We start from the raw sequence: 19,558 nt of genomic DNA, 5'->3' as shown, positions 1-19,558 counted from the left end.
CGATGCAGCTGATTGCCTCCACCTACACCCTGGTCTTGGGCCTTGGCATTGCCGGGCAGGCCTGTGCGCGTCACCTGCTATCGCACGGCGTGCCGGTGCAGTTGGCCGATACCCGTGCGGCGGTGGATGTGGCGGCACTGCTGGCGGACTATCCAGGCGTGGTGTGCCGCACTGGCGATCAGGTCGACGCGGCTTGGGTCGCCCAGGCCAGTGAAGTGGTGGTGTCGCCGGGCATTGCCCTGAATGATCCGCTGCTGGAGCAAGCCCGGTCGCGCGAGGTGCCGTTGATCGGCGAGCTGGACCTGCTGCGTCGCGCGGCACCGGATTTGGACATCGTCGCCATCACCGGCACCAATGGCAAAAGCACCGTCACCACCCTGGTTGGCAAGATGCTCGCGGCCTGTGGTCGCCGGGTTGCGGTCGGCGGCAACCTCGGCCGTCCGATGCTGGATTTGTTGAACGACGGTGCCGATTGTTTGGTGTTGGAACTGTCTAGCTTCCAGCTTGAGCGGGCGCGGCCTTTCGGACCGCGCGTGGCGACGGTGCTGAACATGAGTCCGGATCACCTGGATCGGCACGGGGATATGCCGAGCTATTACAAGGCCAAGCACCGCATTTTCTCGGGTGCCAGCGCCTGTGTGGTCAATTTTGAAGACGCCTTGTCGCGCCCACTGGTTGGCGAAAACCTAAAAATGGTTGAGTTTTCGCTTTATGCCAGCGACTTCCACCGCTTTGGCGTCGAGGGGCAGGGCGATCATCGCGCGATCTACTTCCGCCTCAAACCCCTGATCAAGGTCAACGAGTTGGCCATGGTCGGCGACCACAACCTGGCCAATGCCATGGCCGCACTTGGTGTGGTTCAGGCGCTGGATTTGGATTTGGCGCCGGCGCTTGACGTGTTGAAACAGTTCGCCGGGTTGCCCCATCGCGGGGTGGTCTGTGGCCGCGTCAATGGTGCCATTTGTGTTAACGATTCCAAGGGCACGAACGAGGGCGCCTCGATCGCCGCTCTGACCGGTCTGGCCTCGGCACTGCCGGGGCGGGTGTTCTTGTTGGCCGGCGGTGACGGCAAGGGCGCCGATTTTTCGGCCTTGGCTAAGGCCGTCCAGCGAGTCGACGCACAACTTATTGGGTTTGGTCGTGATGGCCAGCAAATTGTCGACGCCGCCGGCCGCGGCCAGCGGGTCGAGACATTGGCCCAGGCTCTGGACGCGGCGCTGGTGGATGCGGCTGACGGTGACGCGGTGTTGTTGTCGCCAGCCTGTGCCAGCTTTGATCAGTTCGCCAGCTACCTGGCCCGTGGCGAGCAATTCGAAGCCTTGGTCAGCGCTCGCGCGGTGGCCCAATGAGCACGGCATTGCAGGCCTTGCCCCAGGGCAAAACCCTGACGCTGCCGGATCCGATTTTGTTTTGGACCGCGATCGCGCTGAGCTTGCTCGGTGTGGTCATGGTCGGGTCTGCCAGTATCGAGTACGCGGCGGCGAAGCAAAATGACCCCTCTCACTACCTGGTCCGGCACAGCATTTTTTGGGTCTTGGCGATGGGCGCCGGCATTGCCGCTGCGCGTTTGAACCCGAACGTTTTACAGCGCCACAGCGCATGGTTTTATTTGCTGGGTCTGGTGCTGTTGGCGGCGGTTTTCTTGCCCGGCATTGGCCACACCGTCAACGGTTCAACGCGCTGGCTTAACCTAGTGATCATCAAGCTCCAGGCCTCGGAAGTGGCCAAGCTGTGTCTGGCGATTTACCTGAGCAGCTTTCTGGTCCGCTTTGGTCAGGCCGCCACTCAGACCTTTTGGGGCTTTATTCGGCCGATCTTGGTGACCCTGGTGTATGGCGCGCTGTTGTTGGCGGAGCCGGATTTGGGGGCCTTTGTGATCATCTTTGCGATGGTCCTGTGCGTGATGTTCTTGGCCGGTTCGCGGCTGGTCGAATGGTTCGTCATGTTGGGCGCGGCCGGGTTGATGGTGGCCTATGCGGCGACCACCGAGGCCTATCGCATGAAGCGCGTGATGGTGCTGCTGGATCCTTGGGAGTACCGCTACTCGGAGGCCTACCAGCTGACCCAGGCGTTGTTGGCGTTTGGCAAAGGCGGCTGGTTCGGCGAAGGCTTGGGCAACAGCGTGCAAAAGCTGTTTTATCTGCCCGAAGCCCACACCGACTTTTTGTTCGCCATCTTGGCCGAAGAGCTGGGTCTGGTCGGCGCTTTGACGGTGGTGGCACTGTTTGTCGTGCTGATCTGGCGCAGTTTTCGAATTGGCCGCATGGCCGAGCTAAAAGGTCAGTTCTTTAATGCCTACCTGGCCTACGCCTTCGCCCTGATGATGGCCGGTCAAGCCACCGTCAACATGGGCGTTAACACCGGCTTGTTGCCGACCACGGGCCTGACCTTGCCGTTGATGAGCTACGGCGGGTCCAGCTTAATTGTCAGCGCGATTATGCTCGGCTTGCTCCAGCGCATCGCCTGGGAGGCCAAGCAATGAGCCGCCTGGCAGTGATCATGGCCGGCGGCACCGGTGGCCATGTGTTCCCTGCGTTGGCCTTGGCGGATGAGTTGAGTCGGCGCGGCTGGCGCATCCACTGGCTCGGCGGCAGTCGCGGTATCGAGACGCGCGCGGTGCCGGCGGCCGGTTACCCGATGGATATCTTGGGCACCGACTCGATTCGCGGTCGTGGCCCGGTCGGCCGGGTGCTCGGGCTGCTAAAAGTGGTCCGCGCCGGGGTCAAGGCTTTGCTATTGCTGCGTCAACTAAAGCCCGCGCTGGTGGTCAGCCTAGGCGGTTATACCGCCGGCCCCGGCGGCGTCGCCGCCAAGGTGTTGGGCGTGCCACTGGTGCTGCACGAACAAAACGCGGTCGCCGGTGTCACCAATCGGCTACTCAGCAAAATTGCCCGTGGCCAGGCGCAGGCCTTCGACGGTGCCTTGGCCTGCGCCCGCGTGACGGGTAACCCCGTGCGCCAGTCGATCCAAGCCATCGCCGACCCGGTGACGCGTGATGCCGGTCGCCACCGCCCGGCGCGGGTGTTGATTTTCGGCGGCTCCCAAGGCGCCCAAGCCCTGAACGAACAGGTCCCCGGCGCGCTGGCCAGTGTTGGCATGGCGCTGGAGATCCGTCACCAGGCCGGGCGCGGCAAAGACCAGCCGACCCGTGCCGCCTATGCGAGCGCAGGCATTGAGGCCAGTGTCAGCGAATTTATCGACGACATGGCGGACGCCTATGCCTGGGCCGACTTGGTCATTGGCCGCGCCGGCGCCCTGACCGTTAGTGAACTGGCCTGCGCCGGTGTCGCGGCGATCTTGGTGCCGTTGCCGTCGGCGGTCGACGATCACCAGACCCAAAACGCGCGCTGGCTGGCGCGTGCTGGGGCGGCGGATGTGCTGCCCCAGTCTGAACTTTCAACGCGCTTGGGCGGGATGCTCAAGCACTGGCTTGGCGATGCCGAGCTGATGGCTCAGGCCGCCTCGCGGGGGCGTGCAATGGCACAACCCCAGGCGACCGATTTGCTGGCCGACTTATGCGAGGACTGCGCACTATGATTATTGCTCCATCCAACCCTATGCGCAGGATCCAAGGGATCCACTTTATTGGCATCGGCGGCAGCGGCATGTCCGGTATCGCCGAGGTGCTCTTGAACCTGGGCTACCGTATTTCGGGGTCGGACTTGGCCGATTCAGCGGTCACCCGTCGTCTGGTTAGCCAGGGCGCCCGGGTCCATCAAGGCCACGCCCCGGAGAATTTGGGTGATGCCGACGTGGTCGTCGTCTCCAGTGCCGTCAATGAGGAAAACCCAGAGGTCAAAGCGGCCCGCGCACGGCGCATTCCGGTGGTCCGCCGCGCGGTCATGTTGGCCGAGTTAATGCGGTTTCGACATGGCATCGCGGTCGCCGGCACCCACGGCAAGACCACTACCACCAGTTTGCTGGCCTCGGTCCTGGCTGGCGCCGACATGGACCCGACCTACATCATTGGCGGGCGTTTAAACGCCGCCGGCACCAATGCCAAGCTTGGGCAAAGTAATTTGCTGGTGGCCGAGGCCGACGAGTCCGATGCCAGCTTCCTGGAGCTGTTGCCGATGACCGCCTTGATTACCAACATCGAAGCGGACCACATGTCGACCTACGGCGGCGACTTTAGCCAGCTCAAAGACGCCTTTGTGCGCTTTATTCACAATCTGCCGTTTTACGGCTTGGCGGTGGTGTGCGCCGACGATCCGGTGATTCGCGAGCTGCTGGCACGCTTTGAGCGCCCGATGCTGACGTTTGGTATCGATACGGACTGCGACTATCGGGCCATCAATTTGGATGTGCGTGGCATGACGACACATTTCGACGTGTTGGGGCCGAATGGATTCGAGGCCGGGTTCGCGGTCAAGATGCCGGGTCGTCACAACGTCCTGAACGCCCTCGGTGTGATTGCGATTGCCCTGGATTTGGGGGTCGCAGTGGCCGCCATTCAACGCGGGCTGTCCGAGTTCGCCGGCGTCGGCCGGCGCTTTCAGTCACACGGTGAGTTGGCCTTGCCCCAGGGCGGTCAAATCCACTTGGTCGACGACTACGGCCACCATCCGACCGAGGTTGCCGCCACCATTCGAGCGGCACGCGAGGCTTTCCCGGGCCAACCGCTGAGTTTGGTTTTTCAGCCGCACCGTTACAGCCGCACCCGCGATCTGTTCGACGATTTTGTCCAGGTATTAGAGGCGGTTGACCAGCTGGTATTGTTGGATGTGTATCCGGCAGGGGAATCCCCTATTAGCCATGCCGATAGCCGAGCACTGGCCAGCGCGCTGCGCATGCGTAACAAAGTGAGCCCGATCGTGGTAACACAACCGGAAGGTGTTTGTGATACCTTAGTTCCGTTATTGGTTGATCAAACGGTCTTGATCACCCAAGGTGCAGGCGACGTCGGTCGTCTGCCTGAGTTAATTAAGCAGGGATTGGCACCATGACTCGGGTCGCGGTCTTATTTGGCGGCAACAGCAGCGAACGCGCTGTGTCAGTGGCGAGCGGGCAACCCGTCCTTGCAGCTTTGTTGCGTCAGGGCATCGATGCCTTCGCCATGGATCCGGACCGCGACCCGATTGCCACCCTGTTATCCGAGCCGTTCGATGCCGCCTTTGTTGTGCTGCACGGAGGCGCCGGTGAAGACGGCCGCATTCAAGCGGTGCTGGACTTGATGGCGGTACCCTACACCGGCTCCGGCCCCGCGGCCTGCGCCCTGGCGATGGACAAACAGCGCAGTAAACAGCTGTTCGCCGCCGCCGGAATCCCGATCGCCGATAGCCAGATCATGACCTCGGCCGACCAAGCCGGCGCTGTGTATGACGCGCTCGGTCCGCGCGTGATGGTCAAACCGAACGCGGAAGGCTCGAGCGTCGGTAACTTCATTTGCCACTCCAGCGATCAGGTCGCGGCAGCCTTTGCCCAGGCCCGCGAATTTGGCGCGGTCATGGCCGAGCATTTTGTCGACGGCCCGGAATTCACCTGTGCCGTGGTCCGCGGTGTGGCTTTACCGGTGATCCGTATCCAAGCCCAGGGCGGCGTGTATGACTACGCGGCCAAGTACGAGACCGGCGATACCCAGTACCACATCCCGTGCGGGCTATCGGACGACGACGAATCCTACCTGCAGTCGCTGGCGCTGCGCGCGCACGACGCGCTCGGATGCAGCGGCTGGAGCCGTGTTGATTTTATCCAAGGCGAGACCGGTTTTGTCGCCCTGGAAGTGAATACCGTGCCGGGGATGACACCGACCTCGCTGGTGCCCAAAGCGGCGGCGGCGGTCGGGCTGAGTTTCGACGATCTTTGCCTGCAACTTTTAAATGATGCAGTCGGTGAATCACGTGGTTAAGCCGCGCAACCGCACGCGCCGCGGCGCCCAGCCCATCCGTCAACGGTTGTGGACGCGTTTGTCACGTCCGGCTTGGCTGCGGCTGCCGCGGCTGGCAGTGCCTAGTTTGACCAGCGCCTGGGGCCTGGTGCTGTGTCTGTGTGCCGCCATCAGCGGCGCAGGTGTGGTCATGGCGAGCGAGCGATTACTCGGTGACTTTGTGATCGAGCGGGTCGAAGTCGAGGGCGACTTTGTCCACCTGCGACCGGGCGATGTTCAGCGCCGGCTGGACGATTTGCTGGTCAATGCACGTGCCAGCAGCGACTTGTCACAGATTCAGCGCCAGCTCAGCGCCCAACCCTGGATTGCCGAGGTGCGGGTGCGCCGGGTATGGCCGCACGCGCTGCGTATCGAAGTGATCGAGCAGCGCCCCGTGGCGCGCTGGAATAGCGACCAGTTTTTGGGCATGCAGGGCGATTTGTTTGAGCCGGCCCGCGCGCCGCTGATGGCCTTGCCTGACCTAGCGGGCCCGCGTGGCATGCAACGCGATGTGTTTGAGCGCTTTCAGCTGTGGGCCGAGCGCATGGCCCAAAGCGGTTTGGAATTAGATGGGGTCGAGTTTGATGTTGACCGTGGCTGGCGTCTGCACACCGTCGGCGGCTTGGACATCCAGCTGGGGCGTATGGATTTGGAGGGTCGCTTGACCCGTTTTGATCAAGCCTGGCAGTTAAAGCTGGCCCAAACACCGAACTTGGTTCGGGTCGATTTGCGTTACCCCAATGGCGTCAGCCTGGGTTTTGAGGAGTCAAACGATGGATAAGCTGGTGGTCGCGCTGGACGTCGGCAGTCATCGCGTACGCGCTTTGGTGGTCGGCGTCAGCCACGGTGAACAACCCGAAGTGTTGGGGCTGGGCAACGCGCCGTCCAAAGGCATTTCACGTTCAATGGTGGTCGATATTGAGGCCGCCACCCGTGCTATCGAGCGCGCCATCAACCAATGCGCTGAAATGGGCCAGTGCCGCATCTCGTCGGTCACCTGCAACCTAGGGGGCTCGCACTTGGCGACCCACGACAGCGAAGGCGCGGTCCCGGTCAGCGGTGACGAAATCACCCCGATTGACGTCGAGCGTGTATACGACGCCGCCCGCGCCATTGTGCTGCCGCCCGGCCAGACCGTGGTCAAGGTCGTGCCGCGCCAATTCTTGATCGACGGCCAGGCCGGAATTTTGGTGCCCGTGGGCATGAGTGGTGTGCGTTTGGCGGCCAATGTGACGCTGGTGACTGGGTCACAAGCGACTGCGCGCAACCTGAAAAAATGCCTGACCGGCGCCGGCGTCGAGTGCGACCAATTGTTGCCCAGCGGCCTGGCCGCCGCGGCGGCCTGTTTGTCTGACGCGGACAAGGACCTTGGGGTGTGCCTGGTAGACATCGGTGGCGGCACCACGGACGTCGCCGTGTTCAAAGAAGGCGCGCTGCGTTACATGGCGGTATTGCCGGTCGCCGGCGAGCACCTGACCAAAGATTTGGCGGTCGCTGCGCACATCTCGGCGCCGGACGCGGAACGCATCAAATGCGAGTTCGGCACGGCGTATTTGGATCCGGACATCGATGCGGCGCGGATGGAAGAGCCCATTCCCGTGCGCCGCGTGGACGGCACCCAGTCCGCGGACTGGTCGCGCCGTTTGGTGGTCGATTACATGCAGCCGCGCGTGCGCGAAATTTTGGAAATGGTCGGCGAGCAAATCAGCGCCAGCGGGCTTGGCGAAGTGCTTGGTGCCGGGGTCGTACTGACCGGCGGCACGGCGCGGCTGGAGCGGATTGCGCCGCTGGCCAAAAGCATTCTGGGGCTGCCGGTTCGATTGGGTCAGATCCAGGGCCTGGCGGCCGACGCAAAGTTTTTGTCCGACCCGGGAATGGCCGGGTTGGCGGGGTTGGCATTGCATGCCAGCACACAAGATTCTGAAGGTGGGCGTCGTCAGCGTTCACGTCAGGGTGAGGGATGGAGTGGCATCGGCGCATCGCTGAAAAAGCTCTTTAAACAATTTTAACAACAGCAGGTAACAGCCATGAATTTTGATCTAGCAGAAACAGCGGGTAACAGCGCCGTTATTAAAGTCATCGGAGTCGGCGGCGGTGGTGGCAATGCCATCTCGCACATGACCCGAGCTGACGTCGACGGCGTCGAATTTGTTATCGCCAACACCGACAGCCAGGCGCTCAATGACGCGTCCGCTAACACCACATTGCAGTTGGGCCCGAATGTAACCCGCGGTTTGGGTGCCGGTGCCAACCCCGAAGTCGGCCGCAATGCGGCGATGGAAGACCGTGAAACTATTGCCGAGGCGATCCAGGGCTCGGACATGCTGTTTATTACCGCCGGCATGGGTGGTGGTACCGGCACCGGTGCCGCTCCCGTGGTTGCCGAAGTGGCGCGTGAGATGGGTATTTTGACCGTCGCCGTGGTGACCAAACCGTTTAGCTTTGAAGGTCGCCGCCGTATGCGCGTCGCCGAAGAAGGCATCAAGGCGCTGGAAAAGAACGTCGATTCACTGATTATTATCCCAAACGAAAAGCTGTTGCCGGTACTGGGCAGCGACGCGACCTTGATGCAGGCCTTTGACGAAGCCAACAACGTGTTGAACGGTGCGGTTCGTGGGATTGCTGACCTGATTGTTAAGCGCGGCATTATCAACGTCGACTTTGCCGACGTGCGCACCGTGATGAGCGCCATGGGCCAAGCCATGATGGGCACCGGCACTGCGTCCGGCCCGGATCGCGCCATCGAAGCGACCGAAAAAGCCATTCGCTACCCGCTGCTCGAAGAAATCGACCTCAAAGGTGCGCGCGGTATTTTGGTCAATATCACCGCCAGCTCCAGCTTCGGCTTGGGCGAATACACCACGATCGGCGACATGATCGACGACATAGCTGACGAAAATGCCGCGGTCGTGATTGGCACTGTGATTGACGACAACATGGGTGACGAATTGAGCGTGACGGTGGTGGCAACGGGCTTGGACAGCCGTGCTGAACTCGAGGTCGTTCAAGGCGGAATTCAAGAGCAGGCCCAGCCCCAGCAAATGGTCGCCAACGGTGGTTTGTCGATGCCGGGTATCTTGCGTCCCCAAGCCCCGGTCGCTGCAACTAGCAACACCAGCTCAGGCGCGGGTGCAGGCGCGTCATTGGACGTACCGACCTTTTTGCGCCGCCAAGCCGACTAGTCGACGGGTTTCGCAATAACTGCTGTTTTTCTTGCCGGCTGGCTACCGGCAAGTTGTTTCGGCTCGATAGACCGATGAGCTGAATGCTAGACTTGAGCCAGAACACTGCACCGGACGGGCCATGATTAGACAACGAACACTGGGAAACGTTATCCGCGCCACGGGCGTCGGACTGCATTCCGGTGAAAAAGTCTATCTGACGCTTCGGCCCGCGCCGGACGACACGGGGATTGTATTTCGCCGTGTTGATCTGGATCCGGTGGTCAGTGTTCCGGCCCATGCGCTGTCGGTCACCGACACGCAAATGGCCACACGCCTGGGTCAAGGTGCCTCGTCGATATCGACGGTCGAGCACTTCTTAAGTGCCGTCAGTGCCCTGGGCATTGATAATTTATGGGTCGACGTGAATCGTCCCGAGCTGCCGATTATGGATGGCAGTGCCGCGCCCTTTGTATTTTTGATGCAGTCGGCCGGTATCCGCATTCAAACCAGCCCAAAAAAATTCATCCGAATTCTAAAACCGATCGAAGTTCGCCAGCCTGACAAGTTTGCCCGGCTCCAGCCCTTTGACGGTTACCGCATTACCTTTGACATTGAATACGACCACCCCTCGATTCCGAAAAACATGCAAAGTGTCAGCATGGACGTGTCGACCTCGAGTTTCATCCGTGAAATCAGCCGCGCGCGCACCTACGGGTTCGTGCGTGACATTGAATTTCTGCGCAACAACGACTTGGCCAAAGGCGGCAGTACCCAAAACGCTATTGTCTTGGGCGAGGACGGAATTTTGAACGAAGGCGGGTTGCGCTACCAAGACGAGTTCGTCAAACACAAGGTGTTGGATGCCATTGGTGACCTGTCGCTGGCCGGGCACGCCATTATCGGCGAAATGGTCGCGAAAAAGTCGGGCCACGGTTTGAACAACGATTTGGTCCGCGCGCTGTTGGATTCGCCGGATTCGTGGCGCATCGAAACCCTTAATGAAGCGGACTGCCCGATCAGTTTTGATCAGCCCTCGCTGGAATTGTGATTCCCGCGCGCCTGCGCACGCACTAACCAATCCTCAATGTCCATCGCCGGTTGCGGCGTGATCGTCTCGGCATGGTGTTTGATGGGCTGGGTCTGGCGTGCCTGCTTCCATTGAATATTGCGCAGTCCGCGAAATTCCGGGGTGTTGCCCAGCGACGCCAGCAACTGTGGTGCGCTAAAGCGGGTTTCGGTGGCGTAGGCGCGGTCGTACAAGACCAGCGTCAGCATCGACTCTGTCATGGCGCCGACACGCACGCAGTCGCGCAAATGCGCCGCCAAGTGCGGTCGCAATAGCCGGTTCAGCCGCTCCAGTCGCGCCGCCGCCATCATCAGTTGGGCGGCGCCGGTGACGCGGGTGAGCTGATTTAAGTCGCGCGGACCCTTGAAATCATCCATAACCAATAGCATGACGGGTATGTCGCTTCGGCGCTATACTGCCGCGTCGGATTTACTACGCCCCACTTAAGGACATCGAATGCTAGGGTCTATAGCCAGGAAGCTGTTTGGCAGCAAAAACCAGCGCGAGCTTAAGCGCATGGGGAAAAGCGTTGAGCGCATCAATGCGTTTGAAGCGCAATTGCAGGGCCTAGACCTTGATGCACTGACTGCCAAGCGCGCGGATTTTGCGGCGCGCATCGAGGCCGGTGAAAGCCTCGACCAAATTTTGCCCGAAGCCTTCGCGGTCTGCCGCGAAGTGTCGGTGCGGGTGATGGGTGGCATGCGTCACTTTGACGTCCAGATGATTGGCGCGATGACGCTGCACGATGGCCGGATTGCCGAGATGCGCACGGGCGAGGGTAAAACCTTGGTGGCGACCTTGGCTGTTTACCTGAATGCCATTCCCGGTGACGGCGTTCACGTCGTCACGGTCAACGATTACCTGGCGCGGCGTGATGCCGAATGGATGCGTCCGCTTTACGAAGCGCTTGGCCTCAGCGTCGGCGTGGTCTACTCCGGCCAATCCAACGATGAAAAGAGCGCGGCCTATCGCGCCGACGTCACCTACGGCACCAACAACGAATTCGGTTTTGACTACCTGCGTGACAACATGGCGCTGGATGTTAACCAGCGCGTCCAGCGTGGTCTGAACTTCGCCATCGTTGACGAAGTTGACTCGATTTTGATCGATGAAGCGCGCACGCCGCTGATTATTTCAGGCCCGGCCGACGACTCGTCTGAAATGTACCGTGCCATGAACGGCATCCCCGCCCAGTTGGCACGCGCCGAGCTGGTTGAGGACGGCGAGCCGGGTGAGGGCGACTACACTTTTGATGAAAAGCAGCGCGCCGTTGAACTGACCGAGCAAGGCTTGGAGCGGGTCGAGGCGATGCTCGGCGAGATGGGCCTGCTGAACGAGGGCGATAGCCTGTACGCACCCCAGAACTTGTCACTGTTTCACCATCTTAATGCGGCCATGCGGGCCCACGTGGTGTTCCAAAAAGACGTCCAGTACATCGTCCAAGGTGACGAGGTTGTGATCGTCGACGAGCACACCGGCCGCACCATGGCCGGTCGTCGCTGGAGTGACGGTAACCACCAGGCGGTCGAAGCCAAAGAAGGCGTGACTATCAAGCCCGAGTCCCAGACGCTGGCCAGCACCACCTTCCAAAACTACTTCCGTATCTATAACAAGCTGGCCGGCATGACCGGTACCGCTGATACCGAAGCCTTCGAATTTAAACAGATCTATGGGCTAGATGTGGTCGTGATCCCGACCAATGTCGACCCCAAGCGTATCGATCGCAATGACTTGGTGTACCTGACGGTCGACGAAAAGTACGACGCCATCATCGAGGACATTCGGACCGAGTTGGCCAACAATCGCCCCATCTTGGTCGGTACCGCCAGCATCGAGACCAGCGAGATCTTGTCCGAGCGCTTAAAAGCCGCCGACATTGCCCACGAAGTGTTGAATGCCAAACAACACGAACGCGAGGCTGACATTATTGCCCAAGCCGGCCAAGCCGGTTCCGTGACCATTGCCACCAACATGGCCGGTCGTGGTACCGACATTAAGTTGGGCGGCAGCTGGGAAGTTGACGTCGCCGCACTGGACAACCCAAGCGAGGCGGATATTGACGCGGCCAAAACCGCCTGGAAAGCCCGTCACGAAGCCGTGTTGGCATCGGGCGGTCTGCACATCATTGGCTCGGAGCGTCACGAGTCACGACGCATCGACAACCAGTTGCGTGGCCGTTCGGGTCGTCAAGGTGACCCGGGTAGCTCGCGCTTTTTCCTGTCGCTCGAAGACGACTTGATGCGCATTTTTGCCAGCTCGCGGATCCAAGGGCTGATGCAAAAGCTGGGCATGGAGAAAGGCGAGGCGATCGAGCACAAGATGGTCTCCAACTCGATTGAAAAGGCTCAAAAGAAAGTCGAGGGGCGCAACTTCGATATTCGTAAGCAGTTGCTTGAATTTGATGACGTGGCCAACGACCAACGCCGTCAGGTTTACGCACAGCGTGTTGAGCTGCTGGAATCGGAGGATGTGGCGGACTTGATCAAGGTCGTCCGTGAGGACACGCTGGCGGCTACCTTTGCCCAGTTCGTGCCGCCTAAAACCCTCGAAGAACAGTGGAAGCTGGAAGAACTGGAAGCCGAACTGGCCAGCGAATTTGATTTGCAGCTGCCGGTGCGCGACTGGTTGCAAGAAGACGCCAGCCTGTACGAAGAAACCTTGCTGGAGCGCATCCAAGCGAGCGCCGACGAGTCGTACGTCAGGAAAGAAGGCGTGGTCGGGGCTGACAGTCTGCGCAGCTTTGAAAAGCAGGTCATGTTGCAGGTGCTGGATCACCGCTGGAAAGAGCACCTGGCGGCCATGGATTACCTGCGCCAGGGCATTCATCTGCGTGGTTACGCCCAAAAGAACCCGAAACAGGAATACAAGCGCGAAGCCTTCGAGCTGTTCCAGTCGATGCTGACGGGTATTAAAGAACAGGTCACCGGTGTGCTGTGCCGTGTCCAGGTGCCCAGCGCCGAGGAAATCGAAGCCCAGCGTCGCCAGCAAGCCGAAGCGCAAGCCGCGGCCATTGCTGCCCAGCAAGTGGCGGCCAAAGCCCAAGCCGAGCGTGATGCGATGCCCAAAGTCGGCCGTAACGATGCTTGCCCATGCGGCAGCGGTAAAAAGTACAAGCAGTGCCACGGCAAGATCGGTTGAGGAATTAATCGAATGATTCGTGGGGTACGCGTGGCGGGTGTTAGCGCCAATCTATACGGTAAACCGCGCCAAGATTTGGCGCTGTTTGTATTCGACGAGGGCGTCAGCATGGCCGGCGTGTTCACGCTGAATGCCTTTTGTGCGGCACCGGTGCACGTGGCCCGTGATCATTTGGTCGGTGCGCCACGTGCGTGGCTGGTCAACACCAAAAGCGCGAACGCCGGGACCGGTCAGCTGGGCATGGATGATGCCGTGAGCTGCTGTGCCATGGCGGCGGATCAGCTTGGACTGGACGTCAACCAGGTGTTGCCGTTTTCGACCGGCGTGATTGGTGCGCGTTTGCCGATGGATCTGATTGAGCCGGGCATCGACGCTGCGGTGCGTGCGCTGGGCGCGGATCATTGGGCGGACGCCGCCGCGGCGATATTGACCACCGATACGCGTCCGAAACAAGTCACCCGCACGGTCACCATTGACGGCGAGACGGTGTCGATTGAAGGCATCAGCAAGGGCAGCGGCATGATCCAGCCCAACATGGCGACCATGCTGGGCTTTGTTGCCACCGACGCGCGCGTCGGCGAGGGCGATTTGCAGCAACTATTGGTGGATGCGACCAACCTGAGCTTTAACCGCATCACGGTGGATGGCGACACCTCGACCAATGACGCCTGTGTGTTGGCGGCGACGGGTTATGGGCCGGAACTATCGCCGGCGCATTCTGAGTGGTCGGCTTTCGCCGATGCCGTCACCGATGTGATGGTGGAATTGGCCCAAGCGATCGTGCGCGACGGCGAGGGCGCGACCAAGTTCGTCACCATCGACGTCAGTGGGGCCCAGTCCGACAGCGACGCCCATGCGATTGCCAAGACCGTGGCCCACAGCCCGCTGGTAAAAACTGCCTTGTTCGCTAGCGATGCCAACTGGGGTCGTTTGTTAGCGGCGATTGGTCGTGCCCCGGTTGACGAACTGGACGTCAGCCAGATCCAATTGCGTGTTGGCGATGTGTCGCTGTTAAAAGACGGCGCGGTCGATCCCAGCTACACCGAAGCGGATGGCGCCCGGGTATTCGCGCAAACCGACATTCCAATTTACATCGAGCTGGGCCAGTCCGACGGCCGTGCCTGTGTTTGGACCTGCGATTTGAGTCACGATTACGTCAGCATCAATGCCGATTACCGCTCCTGAAATAGCGGTGGCCGCGGGCGTGATCGCCGGTCCCGGCGATCAGGTCTTGCTGACTCGGCGCCTTCAAAGTGCCCATCAGGGCGGCAAGTGGGAATTCCCTGGCGGCAAGATCGAAGCCGATGAAGCACCGGCTGCGGCGCTTCGACGCGAGCTTAACGAAGAACTCGGCATTAATGTCGTAACCGCGCGCTCGCTGATCGAAGTGGCGCATGACTACGGTGATAAGCGGGTGCGTCTTTACGTGTTCGTGGTTGACGCCTTTACCGGGCAGCCAGGGGGCCTAGAAGGCCAAGCCATGCAGTGGTTTGACGCCGCCGACTTAACGTCACTTGAATTCCCTGACGCCAATCGCCCGATTGTCGCCGCTTATTTGTCTTCGTTGGACTCAGCACCCTCGATCTGATCGCTCATCAACTCATCCGATGCCGCAGGACCCGGGACCTTGTAGGACTCGCTGGCCCAGCCACCCAAGTCCAACAGCTTGCAACGCTCCGAACAAAATGGCTTGTGTGGGTTGGATGAATCAAAGCGACACGAGGTGCCGCACTCAGGGCATTTGACCAGTTGGGGGTTCACGTAAAATCATCCATCAGTGTTTGGTGCAGATAGTCTACTTGGCTATCCAACGCTTCTAAACTGCTGTCGTTGTGAATAACGTAATCGGCGACGGCCAATCGCGCTTTACGACTGGCCTGGGCGCTCAGTGTGCGCCGGGCGGACGCCTCGGTCACATGATCGCGGGCAATCACGCGCTGGATTTGCAGGGCCTCGGGCAAGTCGACCACGACAATGCGATCCGGGATGCCCTGTTGCCCAGTTTCCAGCAACAACGGGATTGACCAGATTTGATACGGCTTATCGTGCGGCTCGGCCAGCAGCGCCTGGGTCCGTTCGCGCACCGCCGGGTGGACGATGGCATTCAGTTGTTGCAACGCCCGCTCGTCGCCAAACACCAATTCGCGCATGGCCTTGCGGTTGTAGTCACCGCTGGGCGTCAGCACCGCCTGGCCAAATACGTCGCATAGCTGATCCAGCGCTGGGCTGCCCGCGGCCAATACCTCCGCTGCAACCTCGTCGGCGTCGGTGACACGGATACCCAGCTGTGAAAAGCGCCGCGCGGCGCTGGATTTACCCGACGCGATCCCGCCGGTGAGTGCCACCAGTGCTGTCATAAGCCTGCCACCGCCTTATAACCGTCAATTAACTGTGCGCCCCACAACAGGGCGATCAAACCCGCACCGGCCAAGTAGGGCCCAAACGCCATTGGCGCACGCGCGCCCATTTTGGCCAAGGCAATCGCCGAAATGCCGACTACGGCGCCGACCAAACTGGACAGCACAATGATCAGCGGCAGCACCTGCCAGCCCATCCAGGCGCCAAGTGCGGCCAACAGCTTGAAGTCACCCGCGCCCATGCCGTGCTTGCCAGTTAGGATGCGAAATAAATGAAACACGGACCACAGACTGAGGTACCCAAAGACCGCGCCAAACAGGGCGTCGGTCAGGCTGACCGGCCACACCCCGGTGGTGGCGACCAGTAATCCCGCCCAGGTCAGCGGTAAGGTTAATTGATCGGGTAGCAATTGGGTGTCCGCATCAATCAGCGTCAGTGCCCACAGCGTCCATACCAGTGCCAGTGCGGCGATGGTGGCAAGGCTGGGCTCCATCACCCAGGCCACCAGCAGCGACAGCGCTGCGGTGCTGGCTTCGACGATCGGGTAGCGCGCACTGATCGGATGATCGCAGCCCCGGCAACGGCCTTTTAATAGCACCCACGACAACACCGGGATGTTATCGCGCGCGCGAATTTGAGTGTCGCATTGTGGGCAGCGCGAGCGCGGCTTCGATAGGTTAAAGATCGGACCGGTGGGCGCGGTCGGGTCCGGTTCGGGCAGGCCGTTATCTTTTGCGCTGAGCCACTCACAGTCCAGCCGCAACTCGTTTTCCATCATGATCGGCAGTCGATGCACGACGACATTCAGAAAGCTGCCGATTAATAGGCCCAATACGGTGACCAGGGGTAAAAAGAGGCCAGCATCGGCCAATGTTTGAATCAAATTGCGCTCCTTGCGCGGCGCCGGTTACACCACCGACCCCATTTGGAATATCGGCAGGTACATTGCCACCACCAATCCCCCAATGACTACCCCCAGGAACGACATAATCATCGGCTCCATCAACGCGGTCAGGTTATCCACCGAATTGTCGACCGCGTCTTCATAGTGATTGGCCGCCTTGTGCAGCATCTCGTCGAGGGCGCCGGATTCTTCGCCAATTGAGACCATTTGAATGACCATGTTGGGAAAGATGCCGGCCGCACGCATGCTGAATTGAAGTTGTTGGCCGGTTTCGACGTCGTCTCGGATGATCTTGATCGCGGCGTAGTAAATACGATTGCCGGCGGCTCCAGCGGCGCTGTCCAAGGCTTCAACCAGCGGCACACCGGCGGCAAAGGTGGTCGATAGGGTGCGGCAATACCGGGCAATCGCGGACTGGGTCACGATGTCACCGACAATCGGCGCCTTGAGCAAAAATGCATCCACGCGGGTGGCGAATTTGTCGCTTCGTTTAACCGCCGTAGAAAACCCAAACACGGCCGCGGCAATGACTCCGATGCCGATAAACCAGTACTGCTGGGCCCACTCCGACATCGCCACCACCACTTGGGTGAACGCGGGCAATTCGCCGCCAAACGAGGTGAACATCGATTCGAACTGCGGCACCACCTTAACCAACAAAATCACCGTGACCACAAACGCCACCACCAAGACCGCGATCGGGTAGGTCATGGCTTTTTTGATCTTGGCCTTGAGCGCCTCGGTTTTTTCCTTGTAGGTCGCCAGCCGGTCCAACATGGTTTCTAACGCGCCGGCCTGTTCGCCGGCATCAACCAGTGAGGTGAACAGGTCGTCAAAATGTTTGGGGTGACGTTTCAGCGCGTTGGCAAAGGAGGTCCCGCCCTCGACATCCAGTTTGATGTCTCCGATCAGTTTTTTCAGGGTCGCATTGTCCAAGCCGTCGGCAACAATTTCAAAGGCCTGAACCAGCGGCACGCCGGCCTTCATCATGGTCGCCAACTGGCGCGTAAATATGGCGACGTCACCCGGCTTGATCGCCGCCTTGCGTTCGCCAAACAGCGGCTTGGGCTTTTTGCGGACCTTGTCCGGGACGATCCCCTGGCGGCGCAATTGGGCGCGCACCAGGGCGACGTTGGCGCCGGTAATTTCGCCGTTGACCTTGCGGCCGCGTTTATCGACCCCGTTCCAAACGTACAGGTCTTTGTCCTTGCGGATCTCGGTGCGGGCGGTTGCAGTGGCTGTGGCCATCGAAGCTTCCTCTTAGTCCTTGGTGACGCGGTTAATTTCTTGAAGGCTGGTCACGCCCTGCAGGACTTTTTGCAGGCCTGACTGGCGAAGGCTTTTAAACCCTTCAAGGTGGCACTGTTTGGCCAGTTCCAACGCGTTGCCCTCGCGCATGATGATTTCGGATATCGCCGGAGTGACCCGGACCACTTCGTAGACACCGACGCGGCCCTTGTAGCCGTTCATGCAGTGCTCGCACCCGACCGGTTCGTAAAGCGTGTGCGTGGCGATGTCCGCGGGCGCGAGGCCCTCGCTTTCGAGCGCCTCGGGAGGCAGCTCGACCGCGGATTTACAGTGACTGCATAATCGCCGCGCCAAGCGCTGGGCAATAATTAGCGAAACGCTGGTGGCGATGTTGAAAGCCGGCACCCCCATATTGCGCAAGCGAGTCAGGGTCTCCGGGGCTGAATTGGTGTGCAGCGTCGACAGCACCAGGTGACCGGTTTGTGAGGCCTTGATCGCAATTTCAGCGGTTTCCAAATCACGGATCTCGCCGACCATGACCACGTCCGGGTCTTGGCGCAAAAACGCCCGCAGGGCTTCGGCAAAGGTCAGCCCGACCTTGGTGTTGACCTGGGTTTGGTTGATACCTTCCAAGTTGATTTCGACCGGGTCTTCGGCGGTCGAAATGTTCACTTCCGGGGTGTTTAAAATATTCAGGCCGGTGTACAGCGACACGGTTTTGCCGGAACCGGTTGGGCCGGTCACCAAAATCATGCCCTGGGGTTGGGCCAGCGCTTTCATGTACATGTCTTTTTGGTCGGGCTCGTAACCCAGCGCATCGATACCGAGTTGGGCGCTGCTGGGGTCCAAAATACGCAGCACGATTTTCTCACCCCACAAAGTTGGCAGGGTGTTGACGCGAAAATCGATCGCTTTGTTGGCCGACAGTTTCATCTTAATGCGCCCGTCCTGGGGCACGCGGCGCTCCGAGATGTCCATTTTCGACATCACTTTAATGCGCGCTGCTAAACGGGTTGCCATGTTGACCGGCGGTTTGGTCACTTCACTCAGCACCCCGTCGACCCGGTAACGGATGCGGTAGGCTTTTTCGTAGGGTTCGAAGTGGATGTCCGACGCACCCAGACGAATCGCGTCGAGCAACATCTTATTGACGAAGCGGACAATGGGCTGGTCGTTGCCGGGGTCGCTCGGATCGTCCTCGGTTTGGGTGTCGCTGTCGTCTTCCAGGTCAATATTGTCCAAACCGTCGTCATTCAGATCTCCCAGGCTACCGCTGGATTCGCCGTAGTTCTCGATAGCCGCAGCCAATTTGTCGGCCTCGACCACAATCGCTTCGGTGGTCAATCCGGAGGCAAATTGCATCGCATCCAAGGCGCGCAAGTCGGTCGGGTCACTGAGGCCGACGTACAGCCGCTTGCCGCGGATGAACAGTGGCAGGGCGCGGGCCTCGATAACTATTTTCCGATCCAGTTTGTCGCTCGGAATGCGGGTTAAATCAAAGGCGTTCAGATCCAGCAGCGGGGTGCCGTACAGCTGCGAAGCGGTCAGCGCGAGATCGGCCGATTTGACCAGCGATTGCGCCACCACATGGTGCGCAAAGGGCTCGCCGGCCTTGTGTGCGTCCGCGGTCGCCTGCATTGCGACTTCTTCGCTGATTTGAGCGTTCGACACCAGTTGGCGCGCTAACCCTTGGAGTACAACCTGTCCCACATGCTCTCCTTTCTGTGTGCCCTAAATATAGGCCACAAACGGCCGATCGGTCGGATATCTGGCGGGCCTGGGTCGAACAGCGTCCGATGCCTAGTACTGATGGG

18 protein-coding genes are annotated in these 19,558 nt (G+C 60.3%); 12 read left to right on the top strand and 6 right to left on the bottom strand.

Annotation, left to right across the window (positions count from 1 at the left end; all coding sequences use genetic code 11):
* Positions 1-2 precede the first annotated feature (2 nt).
* The 9 genes from murD (at position 3) to lpxC (ending at position 10,078) form a co-directional block, all read left to right on the top strand.
* A complete protein-coding gene (murD, locus tag GH975_RS10340) occupies positions 3-1,349 on the top strand; it encodes a UDP-N-acetylmuramoyl-L-alanine--D-glutamate ligase (RefSeq protein ID WP_153714449.1) in 1,347 nt (448 codons plus the stop codon).
* Complete coding sequence (ftsW, locus tag GH975_RS10335) at positions 1,346-2,482, top strand: putative lipid II flippase FtsW (protein WP_153714448.1); 1,137 nt, start codon at positions 1,346-1,348, stop codon at positions 2,480-2,482. The genes murD and ftsW overlap by 4 nt, the downstream gene beginning before the upstream one ends.
* Positions 2,479-3,537: an undecaprenyldiphospho-muramoylpentapeptide beta-N-acetylglucosaminyltransferase gene (gene murG / locus GH975_RS10330; protein WP_153714447.1), complete on the top strand. Its 1,059-nt coding sequence runs from the start codon at positions 2,479-2,481 to the stop codon at positions 3,535-3,537. The genes ftsW and murG overlap by 4 nt, the downstream gene beginning before the upstream one ends.
* Positions 3,534-4,946, top strand: a complete 1,413-nt coding sequence (gene murC / locus GH975_RS10325; RefSeq protein WP_153714446.1) for a UDP-N-acetylmuramate--L-alanine ligase — start codon at positions 3,534-3,536, stop codon at positions 4,944-4,946. Before murG ends, murC begins: the two co-directional genes overlap by 4 nt.
* Positions 4,943-5,848, top strand: coding sequence for a D-alanine--D-alanine ligase (locus GH975_RS10320; protein WP_153714445.1), 906 nt, complete (start codon positions 4,943-4,945; stop codon positions 5,846-5,848). The genes murC and GH975_RS10320 overlap by 4 nt, the downstream gene beginning before the upstream one ends.
* The gene (locus GH975_RS10315) at positions 5,832-6,647 is read left to right on the top strand and encodes a cell division protein FtsQ/DivIB (RefSeq protein ID WP_170272627.1); all 816 of its coding nucleotides are present in this window, start codon (positions 5,832-5,834) and stop codon (positions 6,645-6,647) included. Before GH975_RS10320 ends, GH975_RS10315 begins: the two co-directional genes overlap by 17 nt.
* Positions 6,640-7,875 carry a cell division protein FtsA gene (ftsA, locus tag GH975_RS10310; protein WP_170272626.1) on the top strand — a complete coding sequence of 412 codons (1,236 nt, stop codon included), beginning with the start codon at positions 6,640-6,642 and terminating at the stop codon, positions 7,873-7,875. The genes GH975_RS10315 and ftsA overlap by 8 nt, the downstream gene beginning before the upstream one ends.
* Positions 7,876-7,893: 18 nt before the next feature.
* Positions 7,894-9,048, top strand: a complete 1,155-nt coding sequence (gene ftsZ, locus GH975_RS10305) for a cell division protein FtsZ (protein WP_153714442.1) — start codon at positions 7,894-7,896, stop codon at positions 9,046-9,048.
* 121 nt (positions 9,049-9,169) lie between these two features.
* Positions 9,170-10,078 (top strand): UDP-3-O-acyl-N-acetylglucosamine deacetylase, encoded by a 909-nt coding sequence (lpxC, locus tag GH975_RS10300; protein ID WP_153714441.1) that lies wholly within the window; start codon positions 9,170-9,172, stop codon positions 10,076-10,078.
* Here the strand turns inward: lpxC and GH975_RS10295 are convergent.
* Positions 10,057-10,473: a hypothetical protein gene (locus tag GH975_RS10295; RefSeq protein WP_153714440.1), complete on the bottom strand. Its 417-nt coding sequence runs from the start codon at positions 10,471-10,473 to the stop codon at positions 10,057-10,059. The genes lpxC and GH975_RS10295 overlap by 22 nt on opposite strands.
* A gap of 79 nt (positions 10,474-10,552) precedes the next feature.
* Here GH975_RS10295 and secA point away from each other — a divergent pair, with 79 nt between their 5' ends.
* The 3 genes from secA to mutT are packed head-to-tail and all read left to right on the top strand — an operon-like array spanning position 10,553 to position 14,822.
* Complete coding sequence (gene secA, locus GH975_RS10290; protein ID WP_153714439.1) at positions 10,553-13,234, top strand: preprotein translocase subunit SecA; 2,682 nt, start codon at positions 10,553-10,555, stop codon at positions 13,232-13,234.
* A gap of 12 nt (positions 13,235-13,246) precedes the next feature.
* On the top strand, positions 13,247-14,419 hold the full coding sequence (argJ, locus tag GH975_RS10285; protein ID WP_153714438.1) for a bifunctional glutamate N-acetyltransferase/amino-acid acetyltransferase ArgJ: 1,173 nt from the start codon (positions 13,247-13,249) through the stop codon (positions 14,417-14,419).
* Positions 14,400-14,822 (top strand): 8-oxo-dGTP diphosphatase MutT, encoded by a 423-nt coding sequence (gene mutT / locus GH975_RS10280; RefSeq protein ID WP_153714437.1) that lies wholly within the window; start codon positions 14,400-14,402, stop codon positions 14,820-14,822. Before argJ ends, mutT begins: the two co-directional genes overlap by 20 nt.
* Here mutT and GH975_RS10275 read toward each other — a convergent pair.
* From GH975_RS10275 to pilB, 5 genes are read right to left on the bottom strand one after another with little or no spacing between them, the layout of a single operon-like run.
* Positions 14,786-14,995 carry a DNA gyrase inhibitor YacG gene (locus GH975_RS10275; RefSeq protein WP_153714436.1) on the bottom strand — a complete coding sequence of 70 codons (210 nt, stop codon included), beginning with the start codon at positions 14,993-14,995 and terminating at the stop codon, positions 14,786-14,788. The two genes, mutT and GH975_RS10275, sit on opposite strands and share 37 nt — an antisense overlap.
* A complete protein-coding gene (gene coaE, locus GH975_RS10270) occupies positions 14,992-15,591 on the bottom strand; it encodes a dephospho-CoA kinase (RefSeq protein WP_153714435.1) in 600 nt (199 codons plus the stop codon). Before coaE ends, GH975_RS10275 begins: the two co-directional genes overlap by 4 nt.
* The gene (locus tag GH975_RS10265; protein WP_153714434.1) at positions 15,588-16,475 is read right to left on the bottom strand and encodes a prepilin peptidase; all 888 of its coding nucleotides are present in this window, start codon (positions 16,473-16,475) and stop codon (positions 15,588-15,590) included. Before GH975_RS10265 ends, coaE begins: the two co-directional genes overlap by 4 nt.
* Positions 16,476-16,499: 24 nt before the next feature.
* On the bottom strand, positions 16,500-17,744 hold the full coding sequence (locus GH975_RS10260) for a type II secretion system F family protein (protein ID WP_153714433.1): 1,245 nt from the start codon (positions 17,742-17,744) through the stop codon (positions 16,500-16,502).
* Between the two features lie 12 nt (positions 17,745-17,756).
* Positions 17,757-19,454, bottom strand: coding sequence for a type IV-A pilus assembly ATPase PilB (gene pilB / locus GH975_RS10255; RefSeq protein WP_153714432.1), 1,698 nt, complete (start codon positions 19,452-19,454; stop codon positions 17,757-17,759).
* Positions 19,455-19,558: the final 104 nt, after the last annotated feature.

Origin of the sequence: Litorivicinus lipolyticus (genome assembly GCF_009650135.1) — a bacterium.
In the GTDB taxonomy this organism is placed as follows: Bacteria; Pseudomonadota; Gammaproteobacteria; order Pseudomonadales; family Litorivicinaceae; genus Litorivicinus; species Litorivicinus lipolyticus.
Note: the sequence above shows the minus strand (reverse complement) of the source record. Positions and strands in the feature narration are given on the sequence as shown.